The organism is Mucilaginibacter gotjawali, from assembly GCF_002355435.1.
Taxonomy (GTDB): domain Bacteria; phylum Bacteroidota; class Bacteroidia; order Sphingobacteriales; family Sphingobacteriaceae; genus Mucilaginibacter; species Mucilaginibacter gotjawali.
Genome location: NZ_AP017313.1, coordinates 87,692 through 103,883, shown reverse-complemented (window position 1 = coordinate 103,883; position 16,192 = coordinate 87,692). Strand labels below are relative to the sequence as shown.

The following is a 16,192-nucleotide window of genomic DNA, read 5'->3' as shown; positions in this document are numbered from 1 at the left end:
TTACTTTAGTGTTTGATGAATTCTGGAAAGGCGGTCAAGGGCACTATCCAATAGGGTGCTGTCTTCACGGCTCAATTGTTTTTTAGCCGTCAGGCTGTCCACCATTTTTTTGAGGCGCATCGTCTCCCGGATATTGCCGGTTGCCTGCATGATCTGGTTAAAGCCGTCCTCCACCGGGTTAACTTTTTTAACCGCTGTTATTTTAGCTTTATCAGGATGGCGGAAAACTGTAAATGATAATACCAGCGATAAGGCCATCAGGAAGATCATGCATCCAAAAAAGAACCTGGGATAGGCAACTGCCAGGCGCTTACCCGCATTTCCTGCGATGAAGAAATAGTCCCCGAATTCCTTGCGCAGTTCGCTATACAGGGTATCCCTTGGATCTCTGTTAGAATGTATTCTTTTCCACATCTTGCAGGTCTTTATTTTCAAGGGTTTTCCAGTTGGTGATCAAGACACCATGCGGGTTATTATCACTTCGCGGGATGTCTTTCAGGTAGCCTTCGGTAATAAGGGAGCGGACGACGGTGGAGCTGCGCCGGTCAATTTTCAATTTCCCGTAATAGCGGAAATAATGTCTGGGCATATCTACCGAGATGGAATCCGTTTGCAGTGTCAAAACAGAACTTGAAGAGAGGATGGAGTTAAAAAAACCGTTTTCCTTTAGGTTATTGTACTGTTCCATTCCCGACTCATCGACCAGGTACATCGCCTTTTTCATCTGGTACTCCATGTAGTTATCATCAGGAGTTAAAGAGAAGAAGAGGGAATGAAACAGGTCAACATCAGCGCGGTACTCGGCGGGCCGGTTCATCTGAACATCGGTCTGACGGGCCAGTATGGGTATATTGTTATCCAGTATATAAATGCTTTTCTGTGCGTTGGATACCAACTTATAAGCATACAGGCAATTCATTCCAACGATGACCAGTGATGTCAGCAGGCTGCCCGCCGCGATGAACGTCGCCAGCCTTACTTTGGCTTCAATATTTTTTATGATCATAAATTTGTGTTAAATAAAAAAGGCCGGCCCGTATTAGCGGGTCAGCCTCAAATCAAAAGGAGAAAGAAAACAAACAATTAAAAGAAGCTGCCGGTAGCTTTGCGGGCCATACTCACCACGGTTCCGGCGCTGCGGCCAAAGGTGGAGGTTGCAGAACTGATACCGGAAGTAGATATGATCCAGGTAGAAATACTGGGCACAGTGAACATGCAGATCGCGCCGATCAGGAACACAATGATGACGGTGCCAAAGGACAGGATGCCGTTACCGGCAAACCAGGCCATTTTTTCAAGGTTAGCGCTCAGGCCGTCTTTGCCAACTAATTCCTGGTACTTGCTGATCTCGGAGGTCAATGCATATTCCTGCATCAACCCGGTAAGGTACATGATCAGGTAAGCGATGCCGCTATACAGGTTAACTGAAATAAAGCGGGCGATCCAGGTGCTGAAGCTATCACGGAAGGCGGGCAGGATGCTGACGGCGACCGCAAAGGGGCCAAGGATAATCAGGATCGTTGAGTAAATGATCTGTATCATAAAGATGATGTAAACCGCCAGGCGCAATATCCAAATCCCCAATAGTTCCAGCAGTTGGGTAAAGAGCAACTGCATACCCACAGTAAGCCTGTTCTTTAATTCCAGCAATGGCGAAACCACGCTGCTGATCCCTTCCTTAACCGTGCTGGTTACCGAATCCCATGCCTGCCCGTACCAGGTATCACTTTCCTTCTCAGCGACTTCGGTTTGTGCCTGGTAGGTATAGAGGGAATTGGCAACGGCCAGCATCAGGTTTGACCTGTTCAGCCGCAGGTTATCCACGGTGGTTTGTTCGCTGTCAAACATTTGTTCGGTTTGGTTGGCTACTAGGTCTGTCGGAAAGGCAATCATTTTGACGAAAGCACCCCACCATAGTATAATCATGGCCAAACCGAAAGGACGTAACAGCGGCATGATCTCCAGTTGCTTATCGCCGACCATCATCTCGTATGATTTGATGGCAAAAAAGATGATCATGAAAATGGCGGCAAGCGCTTTGGCATCGGTAATAAACAAATCAAAATGTGCCCAGACGGAATATTTAAGTCCTTTTAAAAACACCATAACGCCTGCTTCATAAACGCCATCGCCCTGCAGGTACTGCAATGCTTTGGTGTTATCGGTATTGGTAGTAGTTTGGGCGAATACTGCCGTTATACAAAGGCATAGTAGCAGCGATAGCGTTATTTTCTTTTTCATTGCAGGTGTTGTAAAACTTGGTTTGCGATCTGGATGTCTGTCTGTGGCGTCCAGTTGGTTACCGACACCTGGTTAGCTTTTAAATGCTGCTGCTGGGCGGTCATGGTTAGCGTAGCTTGCGCCGATGAGGTGCGGATGGCCCAAACACCTGCCAGCCTGCGGTACTCCATCAGGTAGCGGTGGTAAGCCAGAATGCGTGCTCCCCGGTCAATGGTGGTTGTGTGGGCGGCCTGTATTCTTTCTTTCAGCATATCCAGCTCATTTTTATACCAGCTGTATAATCCTTCGGAAACCAGTTTGGCGCTGACCTGCGGCGAAAGCCCGGCTAAAATGGAAGCCGGCGAATTATTTAACACAGGTTTAAGCTCGTTGCTGTAGTAGAGTTGCCATAAAGGGTCCGCATCCGAAATCAAACCGGATTGATTGGCTATTTCCGACAAAGCCGTGTTGCGGATGGTATCCGATTGCAGTTTGTATTTATTATCTGTACTGTTCATGGCCCCAACCAATGCAAGGCGTTGTGTTTGCGGCCCGGTCGCGCTCAGGGGACGTAAGTCAGTTTTATGGTAATTCGGGTGAAATAGACCCCAGGTCAGCCAGTAATAAGGATTGAGGCTGAGAAACCCGGCTTTTGGCGTGAACTTGTTTTGGTCCCATTGCAGGTAAACCATACGTTCCTCCTGGTAGCGGACGCTCTGGTCCTGGACGACGGATTGGCCGAAACACGGATGAATCAGCGCTATCAGCATAAATGAAAGTGGAATTAAGTATTTTTTCATGATTTAAATTGTTTTTAAACAGCATTCAAGCTATCGACTATGTCGGAATGATGGTCATTGGTGTAAATATTTTGTCTGATTTTAATTTGTTTTTTAGCGGCAGCCAAGAAATCTCCGGATGGTTTATTGTTAATTTGGCTCCCGGAGATATTTAGCGCTTTGAATAATTTGATCGACAATACGGGTGTCCTGGCTGATAAAGTTGGCGAACGGATCAAGGGAAGCGATTATGCCGCGTTCCTTCGCCCAATACATCGCCTTCCATGCACCATAGGCCAATCCATCCAATATTTGCAATTGGGTAACCACTTTTCGTAATAACTGGTCGCGGGAATTATAGTCAGCCAGCACGTTATTGCCCTCTTTTAGAATATAGCCGGAAACATCAGTAACCAGGGCCAGCGAACGCGTTCGCATTTCGGAGGCGATATTTCCGGCAAATACCAGCAGGTAAGGTTCACTTTTAGCCATATCCAGGGCCTGGTTGATATAGCCGGTCATATCAGCAATGATTACCGCCATGTTTTTAACGGCAAGCCCATCCTTTAGGGCTGAATTCACATTGGAAAGCCCGTCATAGATCATGGTTTGTGCCAATACTACTGAACCTACATTGGTATTGAGGTCATTAATATTGTTATTGATCTTGCCGAGATACTGATCATGGGTGACTTCGGCGCTACTCCGGACAGCTGCATTTTGTGATACCGCAATGAGGTGCTTGTAATCTATGACATATTCCTGTCCCTGGGCCCATTGAAAAACAATCAGCAATAAGGATGCGATTAATAAACTTTTCATTTTTTCGTGTGTTAATTTGTTTTTATTTGGGACTCAAGCTGGCTCCGCCGGTTAAATATTTGGCGTTCTGGATGATGTCGCTGCCGATAGACTTATCGGCATCAATAAAATTCTGAAACGGATTTGCCGCCCTTAACAGCGAGGCCAGGCTGGAATATTGCATCATACCCAGCATGTTGCCGGATAAATTCTGGATATTGCTAAGTTCAGAGATCACATAATCAAAAAGCATCTTTCTGTCGGAAGCCTTCATCTGATTTACGTCGCCGAGCGACAGAGTGAGGCCGGTAACGTAAGCCACCAGGCTTTTCGCCTGTGAAGCAAATTGCAGTGCGGATTGGTAACCAATAGCAATTAATGCAGGATTTTTTTGGACCAACCGGACAATTTGCGCCTGGTTACTGACAATACGTTCCACCATAGGTGTCGCGTATATGCCGATATCGGCAATATTAATGGCCGTGCCGAGCGTGTTGTACCGCTGCTGCAAGGTCCGGTACATGGCTTTCATTTTATCCAGTAAAGTGAGGTTGGCTTGTTCGTTTGCTGTTGCCAGCGCCTGTTGGTTCCTGGCCTTTACCTGCAGTTTATTTTCGGATTCGGATTCGTCAACCAATTGGTGCAACGCTGGAATATCCAATACTTTTTGCTGCGCCAGGACTTTTGTACCAAGGGCTATCGTGGCAGCCAGGATCAATAATATAGCTTTCATATTCGTGTTATTTTAATCATTATGGTGGAAAACATTCCATCCGGGCCGATGGGTGGAACCATAAATTTGTAGTTTAGGCCGAATGGGAAACATCGCTTCAATCATTGCGTAAGCATCTGCAGGTTTTCGCTCCCGGTTTTTAACCCTTACGGTAAAGGGTGTGTCCAAAGAATCAGGGAAAGGTATTACCGGCGCATGCATTGTACCTTTATAATAAACCATGAGGTATTCAAATACTTTCTTTGAGCTGCCCCTTTTCCATTTTGGCCTGTGCCATATCAAATACCTGTGATATTCATAGCCCAAATGCTTCATGTAATCCTTGCACTCTTCCGTATATTTTTCCGTCACCCAGATAAAAACCAAGTGGTCAGGTGACGAAAGTTGGTTCAGGCAATTCTCCATAAACCGAAAAGCTACCAGGGCTTTCAGCAATTTTGGAGGAATGTTATCAATCAGGAACATAGGCGATCTTTTGTAAATGCGGTACTGTTTCCACGGCGGGCAGATCATAAAAACCTCGTGTTTCATTGCTTCAGGTATTTAGCGTTGGTTAAGACGTCATTAGCTATCCTGACATCTTCGTTCTGCCATTCGGCCCAGGGATTTAGTGAGCGAAAAATGCCATTGATCTTTGCCCAGTACATCGCCCTGTCCATGCCATAGGCTATACCCCGCAGAATGCGCATTTCATCTGCTATATGATTGAGCATTTTGCCACGCTCGCCGGAGTCCATCAAATTCTTTCCTCCCTTTAATACAAATGCGCTGACATCTGCTGAAAGTGTAGCCGCCCTTGTTTCAAAGTCGCGGGCGCCCCGTTCGGCAAAAAGCAACAATACCGGGTCGGATTTGGCCAGCGTGACGGAAGCTTCCACGTCGTTAACGATATCGGCGCCGCATTCCGCGATTTCTTTAATTGTTGTCAGGTTATTGATTACTGAGGCCACCTGGCTGAGGCCCTGGTAGATTTTATTCTGCAGATCGTTGACAATGACAAGCTGACCGCTAACAGCGAGCTGACCTTTTTGGATCAGGTCAAGCTTATTGTTGGTGGTGTTCAACTGCCCATTGATCACACCAGCGTTAACCGCAATAGCGGCAGATACGGTTGGGTCAACAGTCAGGGTCTGCGCCTTAGCGTTGCAAATCGATAAGCTTAATGCGATACCGAAAATTAAAAATTTGAAAATGTTGATTTTCATGATTGCTGATTTTGATTAACCTGTGAAATAAAGGCAGGTAAGGATTTTCCGCTGCCTTTGAAATCCCGGATAAACGCATCCAGGCCATCCGGGTAAGAACCGAAGCGGTTGGTGTAGCTTTCTACTGCCGACTTTTCCGGTTTTTCCGTTGTATAAGTAAGGTATTGGTGCAACGAGACTTCTACGCCATAAACCTCCCCAACAGCGCCGCGCCTGATATAGACTTCCTTGAAACGTCCGCGATTATCCGTGTTATCGAGTTGATTTATGGTGAAAATCTTCCTGCGTTCTGTTTCATTGATGGAAAGCAGCGCGGCAATATCATTGTAATTGTCCTTAAACTTGGTTTGATCCAGCAGGCAGATGGTATCGGAATTATTGATGATACTGTCTTTTACCACAGCATTGCCAATAATGTCTCCCAGCTCCTGGGTGACAACAATTGCCTCTCCCCAAAATTTCCTAACTGTTTTGTAGAGGTAGAGTAAATACCCTGCCATCAAAGGGCTTGCGATTGCCTTGTCGGGTAGGTCGGCAGGATTACTCCCGCTTTCCCCCCTAAGAACCGTACGTGAGAGTTTCCCCTCATACGGCTCAAGTAACTTTAAGCTTCTATATAGACGCCGGCTCATGATAACTTCAATTTTAATTGGTCGTTTCTTCTGCGGCACGTATCATGGACGAGAGTTCTTTGCATAAGACCATTTACCAAATAATCGGTAGTGCCCCATGGAAGTTCCCTGCCAATGATTTCGCCGCAGATTGGACAAACACCTTTCTGCCTTTTCCAGATGTATAGTACAGGCTTTTTACCTTGAAAAGTTTCGAGCATTTTATAAGTCTCTCTCCTTTTAAAGTAAGCGTTCCATTCAGGGTCGAACGGATTAGCATCCTGCTTAATCATCACATACCTGACAATTTTGGTATCATACAGCTTCTTTAGGACAAAAACATCGTCTTTACCCTTGTAGGCAGTATCCACGGCAAAACGCCAGTTTTGATTTTTGATCGTGCGGAAATACTTATTCGCAATCCAGTATTTACCCTTTTTAGGATGACGCCTTAGCGCCCATGCCCATAGTTTCTGGAATATCAGGTAGTCCGCTTTCCTGAAAGTGTCGGAAGCATTACACCCTTTGTAATAGTTCGCCCAACCTGTTATTACAGGGTTTAAAAGTCTGATTAAAGAGTCCTGTTTGCTGGTTTTGTTGGCATCAATAATGCCTGCTACCTTTTCAGAAAACTTCTTCAACTTTTCCTTAGACGGTTTGATGAGGAATTTGCCCTCGTACTTTCGGATAGTGAAGCCCAAGAAATCGAACCCATCTTCTATATGAGTTATCCTGGTCTTTTCTTCGGAAAGGGTTAAGCCTCTCTCGGTAAGAAAATCCCTGACTAACGGTAAGACGATAGTTTCTAACTGGTCCTTGCTTTTGCCAGTGATGATAAAATCATCCGCATAGCGCACCAAATGTACTTTGGGATTAATACAGGTCGTTTTACTGACCCGTTTCCTTTTAATCTTTTCTGCAAGCAAACCTTGCAGCCCATCTAAAGCCATATTTGCAAGCGTAGGGGAAATGATGCCACCTTGCGGTGTACCTTCGTCTGTCAGGAACAGCTCTTTATTAAAGATGAAGCCACTCTTTAGCCATTTCTTCAGCACTACTCTATCCATTGGGATATGAGTGAGCAGCCAGTCGTGGCTAATGTGGTCAAAGCATCCTTTTATGTCAGCTTCCAATACCCATTCGGCAGAAACTCTTTTTGCAAGTGCTGTAAAGCACATTTGGCGTGCATCTGCTGTGCTGCGTTCCTTGCGAAAGCCATAAGAATGGCTATCCGCTGTGGTTTCAGCGATTGGCTCTAAGGCCAACAGATACAGTGCCTGCATAGCCCTGTCCTTCATGGTGGGTATTCCTAACGGACGTTGCTTCCCGTTACTCTTTTTAATATGAACCCGTTTTAACGGTTGAGGGGTGTAGTCCCTTCTTTTCAGGTCGCTTACCGCCTGATACTTGGCTTCTGAAGATGACCATAAAACATGGTCAACTCCCGATGTCCTTTTACCTTTGTTTGAAGTTACCCGTTTTACAGCCAATGCTTTGGCGTGAAACGAATGTGTTAGCAGCCATTGTAAGGCTTTCACCTTATTATACCTGCCTTCTTTCTGAGCCTTTACAAGTCTAACTTGTAGCTTTCTAACCTCCTGCTCACATTTGTTCCAGTCGATGCTGTCCCAATTGCGTTGTTGGTCGGCAGGGGCACACGTTGTTTTAATGACGTTCATTTGCTTTCCTCCTTTGAAAGTTCTATTAGTTAATTGTAAAAAGTCACCTCGTAGAAGTCTGCCCGCTTTCACGTAGGGTGACGTTTAAACCCTTATCCATCCGATTACAGGATGGCGTTCGCTTTTTCTACATTCCTCTACCCGCACCACTATCGGCTCACCTTGCGGCTCGCTTTCCTGCGCCAGCAGGAGTGATACGGGCTTACCTTGTTCTGCATAAATGACAAATGAATGGGTTAGGCTCTGTCTATCCACCGGCAGTTTTGTTGTTCGTGTAACTCATGCTTGGACTGGGTTATCCAACTGCTTCCCATTTTGGGTTCGAGCCTTTCAGTACCTTTGGCTCGTTCGAAGTTACGATGGTTCAAACGACAGTTCACTTATGTTAGCCATACCATTCAACCTTGTACCCTAATCTTATAGTACTAAAGATTGTTGCTTAGCCTCACGGCTTTTGCTCCTTCATCGCGAAAGGGCACTTTATCCCGGCAACTTCATACAAAACCGTTACCAGTAATGCATGTGCCAGTAGGTTACTGCTGACGAAACAGCAGGTCTGATCTAAGTGTCAGACAATCACTTATGCAGCATCAAGTCGTACCCACGCTTCTTCGACCACCAAAGCTTTCCGTTTGTCGGAGCGGTAACGCATTTTCTGGATGAACACATCCATAATAATCAGGGTTACAATGGGAAAGAGAATTTTGTGCTCCTTGATCGAATCAATTTCAAACACAATAAAGCGTTCGGTGAACAGGGATTTATCGGCCTCCTTATTCAGGATGGGTGCAAATTCGCCACCTTTATAGAACTTCTTCAATACATAGCGGAATTCATCGAAATCAAACACGATCTTTTCCTCTGTTTTGATCTCCGGAATTTTTTCCAGGGCGAATTCATAAAAAGTGTTGAAGTTTAACTCCCCGTTTTCTGCAAAGAATTTGCTGTAATAGGAAGATATGACATTGGCTACCACGTCACGTTCCACCGGGCTGAAAGTTCCCTCGGCCCCTTTCCATGCCACCCCGATCAGGGTACACAGGAAATCTTTCTTTTCAATATTATATTCCGCTTCTGTAATGCGGAACGGATTCATGGTGATCGGCGTTTTGTCCGTGTAGGTAATATATTTTCCCTGGTAATAAGAACACAGCCCCGAATAAGAGTGACCGGTATCCACGATCACCATGTCCATGTTGTAGAGCATATATTGCTCGATCATGGCATTCATAAAGAAGCTTTTACCCGAACCGCTGGGTCCGAGAACAAATTTATTCCGGTTATTGATCCGGCCTGTCCGCATGGGTAAATCTGCAGGGTCCATTCCAACAGGGATGCCCTGGCGGTCTGTAAACCTTAACAGGAAATCAGAGGGTTCATCCTTGGGCAGTGATTCTTTAAAGAAGAAGCAAATCGCTGCATCACAGGTCGTCAGAAACCAATCATATTCTTTTAACTCTACGCCGTTCCCCGGCAATGCCGTTCTGAAAAGCTCTAACTGGTTGTATGCATTTTTGCTCGGGATAATACCTAACTGGAAGAGCGAGCTCTCTACAAAATTGACTGCCTTTTGAATGGCTGCAACCGGTGCCGCTACCAGAATGTTAAAATGACAATTAACCAGTAATTGGTTTTCACGGGCAACGTCATTCAATAAGAGGTCAATATCTTCTACGCACAATTGATTGGCAGGATCCGGGATACCGGCGTGCCGTTTCTTTTTTTGTTCCAACTTGCGCAGGGTAACCACCTGGTTAGGTATTTCAATGACCTGGTTAAAAACGATCACATCCACACCGGGTACTTTAAAAAGGAATGACAGGAAATCTACCGGGAACCCCCGCATACTTTCCTTGTCATTCAGTTCAATGTGCGTGGCGACATCCGGTGGCAGGTCTATGCTATCAATATTGACCAGGCTGATACAGCGCACTGATTTTTCACCCATCCTGATCTCAGTTTCTGAGGGTGCAAGGTTATCAAGGACAATATTGGAACTGCCAAAGTCCATGCTGAGCAGTTGTAAAACCAACTGGTTCAACTGGCCTTCGTTCAGCGCATTGGCTGATGGCAGCACATCCAAAACTTTTCCGATGGCCTGCCTGAAATCACGCAATACGCGGCCATCATAAACATAAAACGCACCTTTTTTTACCTGGCGCGTTATGGTTAAATAGGTAACTACCCGGAGGCATTCGCGCCCGTCAAAATGGGCATTATACTGTTTTTGCAGGTACTCACCGGCTGGTGGCCCTTTATAAGGTGAGCGACTAATGATGTCCTGCTTTTGAAGGAGGTAACCGTCACCTAATATTTTAACAACGTTAATGAGCAGATGGTGAAATTCTTCATACCCTGCAGGATAGGCGGAATAACGGATAACTGGATTTACTAATTGAATGACAATTGAACATTCGCCGTTCAGGCCTATGAGCAAATCGTATTCCCCATCTTTATCCACTCCCGCATAGGGAATGTTAAACAAGGTTTTTACGGCCATAATGATTCAGGATGTAAATGTTTGAGGTACGGCTTTTAGAATGCAGGCCGCCTTTTTGTTTGCTGGCGGTGAATAGCAAGCCGCCGACTATAAAGCCGATCAATACAAGCGCACCCAGCCACATATTGACCAATGACATGGTTAAAGCGCCGAATACGAGGCCGGTCAGAAGGGAGGCAATTCCCCAGTAAATGAACTTGCCTTTGAACCCTTTGAATATAAGGGGCCGTTGAAGCCCCTTATAAACAGGATACTTCCTGGCCATGATTACAAGCTGAAGAAAGCTTTGATCACCAGCGCGGAAACCACGAGAAAGACGCACGAGCCGCCCCACCCCATTAATTCCTTGTTGATATCCTGGTCACCGCTGTTCCATTTTGAATAGACACGGATGGCACCAACGATACCAACGATGCCGCCAATCACCAACGTGATATTGGTTACCGGGGCTACATAGGTCTTTAGGGTGGAGGTTGCTGTGTTCAGTCCGTTAACGCCGCTTTGCGCAAATACCGGAACGGAAAGGGCCAGCAATACGGCTGAGGCCCATAGTTTTTTTGTTTTTGAAAACATGAAAATGGAGAAAAAATAAAGGCGGAGATCTTTTAGAGCCAACTGGGAGAAGGCCGGTTATGCTAAAAGAGCGTTCAGATCACGAACAACGCCCCGATTATTTCACCCAAATGGGATTGCAGTTTAACCACTGCTGAACAAATCTTATTGCGATTTGATCCTGGAAGAAGGTACAGACAGGAATCTTTTACAGCTTCCGGGGAGGAAGCATTAAAGAAAAACAGGCATTCAGATTCCGAACAATGCCCGAAGGAAAGGACCCGAAAGGATCATAAAGAAAGAAGCAAAAAACCATGCTGCCACGGCCGAATCTATTCGGTCCTTACCCATCTGCCAGTTATGGTATATTCTAAGTGCGCCAAACAGGCCAAATAAAACGGCCAGGACCATACAACAATCAAAGGCAGAAAAGAATGACGAAGATAAGTCTTGCTGCGCCTGCCGCATTTCGTTGATGCCGGGTTGTGCAAATGTTAAACCGGGCAACAGGCAGCAACATAGGGACAGGAATAGTTTCATGCTTAAAAGCTTACAGATTTGATGTACTCGACCGATTCTTCACGGGCTAGATTGAAAAGCTGTTTAAGGCTTACACCACCTGAAAAGGCGACCGGAGATTCTTTGCCGGAACCGGTTATTTCTTCTACAAGTGATTTAACGGGATGGATGTCCTCGACAAAAGTAAGTTCATATTTGTCGCTTCCGGTTTCTCCGCGATTATTTCGCAGGTTATCCCAAAAGATGAGCGCCACATAGTATATCGTGTAAATACTGAGCAGCCAGAGTGCAAATTTTAACCAAGTCATAATTCTGTGTTTTGTGTAAATTGTTTGATAATTGTTTTTAGTTCCGGGTAGGTTTCTATGAGGTGCCTGACGGAAAAGGCTACAAACCTGGTTGCATCGATGCCTGTAGCTATTTTAAATTGATTTAAAAAATTGACTGTCGGCCTGTTAAACCTAAAATGCACCATGGTTTTATGATCACTATTGTCATATTCGTTCAATGCTTTGAGTATGGTAGAATCAATAACCTTGTTGATCGTTTTCTTTCGCCCATTGTTGTTTTCGTCAACTTGTTTGGGCTTAACCCTGGTCGATTTTTCACCGGGTTTGATCATTTGTTCGCGGAGCTGATCAGCCAATGATTTCATTTTTTCCATAATCGGTCGGCAAATATTTCTTCAAAAACCGGAGTGATGATCCCATAGAGGGACAAGGGCGTTTGAAAGGTGGTGATGCGCTGAAAGTCAATACGGTCGGGGATTATGGCTGTTATCTTTCCAAACCTGGAAAGCTGTTCATTCACTTCAGTCATGATTTCAAACTTTACGTTCGCTTTGATACGGTTAGGGATGAAAACCACCTCAACATTCGGGTTTACCTTTTAAGAACGACGGTAAATAATACGGTTGATTCGAAGGTGAACTCATCATAAGCAAAGGGGCAGATCACCAGGTCTGCCGATTTAAACACCGGTATCAGGCCGTCATCATCAAGTTTACCAGGCAGGTCGATGAGCACAGCATCCTTTTTATTTTTGGTTAGGACGGGTATTAGTGGCGGGAAGCTTTCCAGGTTTGCCGGTAATACATCATATGGCTCCTCATTTTCCAGCACTTTCGCCTTTTCAAATTTCTGCGAAATAGATTGCTGATAGTCCATATCGATGATGGTCACGGGCCAATCTTTAGCCAGGCTCAGGTAGTTCCCTGACAGGACGGTGAGCGTACTTTTTCCTACGCCACCCTTTTGGTTGCCAAATAAACAGATCATAAATTTTCATGGGTTTATCCCTTAACGGGTATTAGTTCTTGCTTTCTTTTGCCTCCGGCGCTTCATGCCGAGTACTTGCTGATCGTCCACATCGTCCGAGATCATCACGGGCCTGATGTACACCGGTTCAGGTGTATACTCAGCATAATAAGTAATGGCCTCATGGCTCAAATAGTCATTGAGGTCTGTGTGGTCGGGCTTATTAATCAATTCAAAATTAAGGCCATCGTCCAACAGGTATTTCAGGTTTAGAATTTCGCTGCCTTTAAAAACCTGTTTGGAGGCATGGTCGATGACCGTGTAGCCATAGGGCTTTTTTCCTTCGGAGGCATGAAACACCAGATCAACCCCGTATTGCGACCGCATCAGTTTTACAAACTGAGGGTTGGCCTTGTGACAGATAAACAGTGTTTTTAGGTCTGTTATCCTGTCTTTATCCGGCACATAGGAACTTAATCTTTTCTGTAGTTTCTTTTCATCGAGATAATCCCTTCCAAGAAAACCCTGGTTCTCCAAAATTAAATAAAATTGAGCTTTGGTACTGAACCGGTATTGCATGGCAAAGTCATAACCAAGTACCTTGTTAATATTTCTTACAGCCCGGACCTGTTCGTAATCACGGTCAACCTGTTTACCATCTTTACCCACCCGTGAGCTAACAATATGTACATGGTTATTTTCTGTGTCTTTATGAAAAACAATGAGGTATGGCTGACTGCCATATTTCATTTCCTTCAGCCACATTACTGCAGCCTTTGTTAGTTCCTGTTTGTTATAATTCCTGCCGTTGGCTGATATTACTGCGTGAAACTGGGTGTTTTTAATGGCCTTGTTTTGCCCTGAAACCATCAAAAGGTAATTCACCAAGTCCTGCGGCCGTGGGTTGTTTAGCGCCTGTATTGCACCGAAGTTGGCGATCAGCATGAGTTCGCCGGTATTGCGGTCAACTTTATCGGTGTTGTACTTTACACCGGCAAATGTTCTGGACGGCTTTTCAAGGATATGGGCAATCATAAATGTCGGGAATCAGGATGGCGTATCCATAAATCCTTATAACAGCCGATCAATGAATCGGGAGATCAACAAATCTTATGAACAGCTGATCTGTGTATGTGCAGATCGGGCGATCACTGTATCTTCATATCTTCCTGTCAGGTTAGCTTTGTATCCGAAGATCGCGTTATCTTGCGATCTGCATATCGCTATATCTTCCTATCCGGGTATCGCTGTATCCCAAGATCACGCTGTCTTGCGATCATATCTCTATATCTTTGGATCAACCTATATTCATATCAGGATATCTTAAGATCTATGTTTCTCCTAAAACTCCAACAAATGGACTTGGCTTAAATTCCCATAGCCCTTATGATTTTGCGAAGTGATATTTCCAGCAGCTGTTGAACCTTTATGTAATCCCCGAAGAGTTCATTAAATTTTGAGATTATTCCGGGATTTAGCCTACCTTGTAATTTGAGTATATTGGCATGTTTTGCCAGTTGGTTAATATTGTTTCCAATCCGGCCCAGTTCCGCTCCAACCTTATCCAGGTGATGGATCAGCTCCTTTGAATTAATGACCGTTTTCTTTGCATCTGATAAAATCCGCATCCTGATCAGGTCGGTTTTAGTTATGCCCAGCTGTTTTTCTAATTCAGCAACATCTTTGTACTCATCTTCAGTAAACCTTACATTGATAAATTTAGTCCGTTTTCCCTCTTTTAATTTCGGCCTCCCATTTAGTTTTTTAAAGTTCTCCATGAAAAAAATGAGTTGCGAATTTTTTCAAATCCCCCGGGAGGGCAAGTGACTTTTTGTGAAACAAAAAGACATCTTGCCGTTGCTAAAGCAACGGAAATCCCGATTATTAAATTGAGGTTTTCGTCCTTTTGATTGGGTTTTTCAACCATTAAATAAAAAAGTCGGGTATCGGGATGCCGACAATTCGCCCTTTGGCAGTTTTAACGAAATCGAGGGGCCCGACCTTATTGTGCCGGTAGGCATCAAGTGGTAACGACTTATAACCTACCTTTCAAAGGGTACCCGTACACCTGAAAAGAAATCATCTTTTTTCCTTTTCTCATCGGCCATTGATTTCAGCGCTGCTTTAATCTTGTCGTTATAGTCGTTAAACCCGTCATATAATTTTGAACGGTCAGTGGCATAGGGTAAGGCACGTATAAAATCGTTTGTTGCGCCTTTCCCTCCCTTATCCCGGTCAAAGTAAATATCCAGGCAGGAAAAAGCTTTAGCTTTATTTATACCTTGCTGTAATAAGCTCAGTGTGTTTAGGACGATGACACTATGATCTGCTTCAGGATGCTCTAAGCGCCAACTGAGAAAGTTCAGAAACCCTTCAAAAACGGCTGCTTTTTTAGGATTGCCCGGCAAAAAGGTAATGCCTTTATGCCCCATACAGCCTTTGAAATACCGGTTACGGACTTCCCATGAATTATTTTCATTTTGCCAGCCGGCCGCGAAGTAATGTTTACGGACATTTTTTTCATCTTCCACATAATAATACACTTCGGACAAATATTTCCTCGCTACATCAAAAATGCCCCTGCTTTTTAAGTATTCAGTTATAGCAGGATGCGTTCCTAATGGCTTAACCTGTTCAACGATATGCTGCGGGATTTTAACGGCTTTGCGTGGTCTGGTTACCCTGGTTTCACTCTGTTCCAGAGAACATACCTGCTGGATCTTTTTAACGACGTCATTAAAACCTAAGTGCCTCCAATACAATAGGCCGAAATCAATGATATTTCCGCCTTTGCCTAAACCATGGTCGAACCAGACGCCGAGATCATCATTCACACTAAATGAAGGATCGTTATCATCCTTCCGGAGCATGCTGTGATACATTTTTTCCCTGCCCCGTTTGGGGACTGGCTGATACCCTAAACGATTTAACAGGTCTACCAGGGATCCCTGTTCTTTTAGCTCTTTTGCTGTTAATAAATCAGACATACATAATGGATTTGAGTTAAACATTAAGCCGGACGGGTGAGTAACAGTTCCTTATTTCCGGCAAAAAATAAAAAGAAACCGGCTGCAGCATTGGTCTAAGGGACAGAAAGAATACCTATTGACCTGCGTGTACCGGCAGCGGGTATCGAACCCGATAAATTCACTTCTGCCGGTATATATTTTCGGGACTACTCACGTCGGATTCTACAATCCGGGCTATGGGCCTGCCAATGCGTTTTCGGTTACTCAATTTCACCTTCGCAAAATTTCCAGTTGCTAAGCCGGATAATGCTTTGTCCCCGTACGTCAAAGAGCGTTGGAATCTGTAATTCCTTTAAGCGGCAGGGCTT

22 protein-coding genes are annotated in these 16,192 nt (G+C 44.8%); all 22 read right to left on the bottom strand.

Annotation, left to right across the window (positions count from 1 at the left end; genetic code table 11):
• The 22 genes from MgSA37_RS00560 to MgSA37_RS00465 all read right to left on the bottom strand — a co-directional run bounded on the left by MgSA37_RS00560 (position 1) and on the right by MgSA37_RS00465 (position 15,842).
• The gene (locus tag MgSA37_RS00560) at positions 1-414 is read right to left on the bottom strand and encodes a hypothetical protein (protein ID WP_096349336.1); all 414 of its coding nucleotides are present in this window, start codon (positions 412-414) and stop codon (positions 1-3) included.
• Positions 392-1,006 carry a conjugative transposon protein TraK gene (gene traK, locus MgSA37_RS00555; protein WP_096349335.1) on the bottom strand — a complete coding sequence of 205 codons (615 nt, stop codon included), beginning with the start codon at positions 1,004-1,006 and terminating at the stop codon, positions 392-394. The genes MgSA37_RS00560 and traK overlap by 23 nt, the downstream gene beginning before the upstream one ends.
• A 77-nt stretch (positions 1,007-1,083) precedes the next feature.
• Complete coding sequence (locus tag MgSA37_RS00550; RefSeq protein WP_096349334.1) at positions 1,084-2,241, bottom strand: plasmid transfer protein; 1,158 nt, start codon at positions 2,239-2,241, stop codon at positions 1,084-1,086.
• A complete protein-coding gene (locus MgSA37_RS00545; protein ID WP_096349333.1) occupies positions 2,238-3,020 on the bottom strand; it encodes a hypothetical protein in 783 nt (260 codons plus the stop codon). The genes MgSA37_RS00550 and MgSA37_RS00545 overlap by 4 nt, the downstream gene beginning before the upstream one ends.
• Positions 3,021-3,149: 129 nt before the next feature.
• Positions 3,150-3,821, bottom strand: coding sequence for a hypothetical protein (locus tag MgSA37_RS00540; protein ID WP_096349332.1), 672 nt, complete (start codon positions 3,819-3,821; stop codon positions 3,150-3,152).
• 22 nt (positions 3,822-3,843) lie between these two features.
• Entirely contained in the window at positions 3,844-4,533 is a 690-nt protein-coding gene (locus MgSA37_RS00535) for a hypothetical protein (RefSeq protein ID WP_096349331.1), read from the bottom strand.
• Positions 4,534-4,545: 12 nt separating this feature from the next.
• Entirely contained in the window at positions 4,546-5,064 is a 519-nt protein-coding gene (locus MgSA37_RS00530; protein WP_096349330.1) for an MT-A70 family methyltransferase, read from the bottom strand.
• Entirely contained in the window at positions 5,061-5,738 is a 678-nt protein-coding gene (locus MgSA37_RS00525) for a hypothetical protein (protein WP_221199450.1), read from the bottom strand. The genes MgSA37_RS00530 and MgSA37_RS00525 overlap by 4 nt, the downstream gene beginning before the upstream one ends.
• On the bottom strand, positions 5,735-6,370 hold the full coding sequence (locus MgSA37_RS00520; RefSeq protein ID WP_096349329.1) for a TraG/VirB4 family ATPase: 636 nt from the start codon (positions 6,368-6,370) through the stop codon (positions 5,735-5,737). Before MgSA37_RS00520 ends, MgSA37_RS00525 begins: the two co-directional genes overlap by 4 nt.
• Positions 6,367-8,028, bottom strand: coding sequence for a group II intron reverse transcriptase/maturase (gene ltrA, locus MgSA37_RS00515; protein ID WP_096357170.1), 1,662 nt, complete (start codon positions 8,026-8,028; stop codon positions 6,367-6,369). Before ltrA ends, MgSA37_RS00520 begins: the two co-directional genes overlap by 4 nt.
• Before the next feature lie 84 nt (positions 8,029-8,112).
• On the bottom strand, positions 8,113-8,283 hold the full coding sequence (locus MgSA37_RS28005) for a hypothetical protein (RefSeq protein WP_157750363.1): 171 nt from the start codon (positions 8,281-8,283) through the stop codon (positions 8,113-8,115).
• Between the two features lie 325 nt (positions 8,284-8,608).
• Positions 8,609-10,528, bottom strand: a complete 1,920-nt coding sequence (locus tag MgSA37_RS00510) for a TraG family conjugative transposon ATPase (protein ID WP_232010754.1) — start codon at positions 10,526-10,528, stop codon at positions 8,609-8,611.
• Positions 10,506-10,793: a plasmid transfer protein gene (locus MgSA37_RS00505; RefSeq protein ID WP_096349328.1), complete on the bottom strand. Its 288-nt coding sequence runs from the start codon at positions 10,791-10,793 to the stop codon at positions 10,506-10,508. The genes MgSA37_RS00510 and MgSA37_RS00505 overlap by 23 nt, the downstream gene beginning before the upstream one ends.
• Before the next feature lie 2 nt (positions 10,794-10,795).
• On the bottom strand, positions 10,796-11,101 hold the full coding sequence (locus MgSA37_RS00500; RefSeq protein WP_096349327.1) for a DUF4134 domain-containing protein: 306 nt from the start codon (positions 11,099-11,101) through the stop codon (positions 10,796-10,798).
• A gap of 228 nt (positions 11,102-11,329) precedes the next feature.
• Complete coding sequence (locus MgSA37_RS00495) at positions 11,330-11,620, bottom strand: DUF4134 family protein (protein ID WP_096349326.1); 291 nt, start codon at positions 11,618-11,620, stop codon at positions 11,330-11,332.
• A gap of 2 nt (positions 11,621-11,622) precedes the next feature.
• On the bottom strand, positions 11,623-11,907 hold the full coding sequence (locus MgSA37_RS00490; protein WP_096349325.1) for a hypothetical protein: 285 nt from the start codon (positions 11,905-11,907) through the stop codon (positions 11,623-11,625).
• On the bottom strand, positions 11,904-12,263 hold the full coding sequence (locus tag MgSA37_RS00485; protein ID WP_096349324.1) for a hypothetical protein: 360 nt from the start codon (positions 12,261-12,263) through the stop codon (positions 11,904-11,906). Before MgSA37_RS00485 ends, MgSA37_RS00490 begins: the two co-directional genes overlap by 4 nt.
• Positions 12,251-12,418, bottom strand: coding sequence for a hypothetical protein (locus MgSA37_RS28930; protein ID WP_232010753.1), 168 nt, complete (start codon positions 12,416-12,418; stop codon positions 12,251-12,253). The genes MgSA37_RS00485 and MgSA37_RS28930 overlap by 13 nt, the downstream gene beginning before the upstream one ends.
• Positions 12,419-12,480: 62 nt before the next feature.
• Entirely contained in the window at positions 12,481-12,876 is a 396-nt protein-coding gene (locus tag MgSA37_RS28925) for a ParA family protein (protein ID WP_232010752.1), read from the bottom strand.
• Between the two features lie 21 nt (positions 12,877-12,897).
• Positions 12,898-13,890 (bottom strand): relaxase/mobilization nuclease domain-containing protein, encoded by a 993-nt coding sequence (locus tag MgSA37_RS00475; protein ID WP_096349323.1) that lies wholly within the window; start codon positions 13,888-13,890, stop codon positions 12,898-12,900.
• Positions 13,891-14,222: 332 nt separating this feature from the next.
• On the bottom strand, positions 14,223-14,633 hold the full coding sequence (locus MgSA37_RS00470) for a plasmid mobilization protein (RefSeq protein WP_096349322.1): 411 nt from the start codon (positions 14,631-14,633) through the stop codon (positions 14,223-14,225).
• 264 nt (positions 14,634-14,897) lie between these two features.
• Complete coding sequence (locus tag MgSA37_RS00465; protein ID WP_096349321.1) at positions 14,898-15,842, bottom strand: hypothetical protein; 945 nt, start codon at positions 15,840-15,842, stop codon at positions 14,898-14,900.
• Positions 15,843-16,192: the final 350 nt, after the last annotated feature.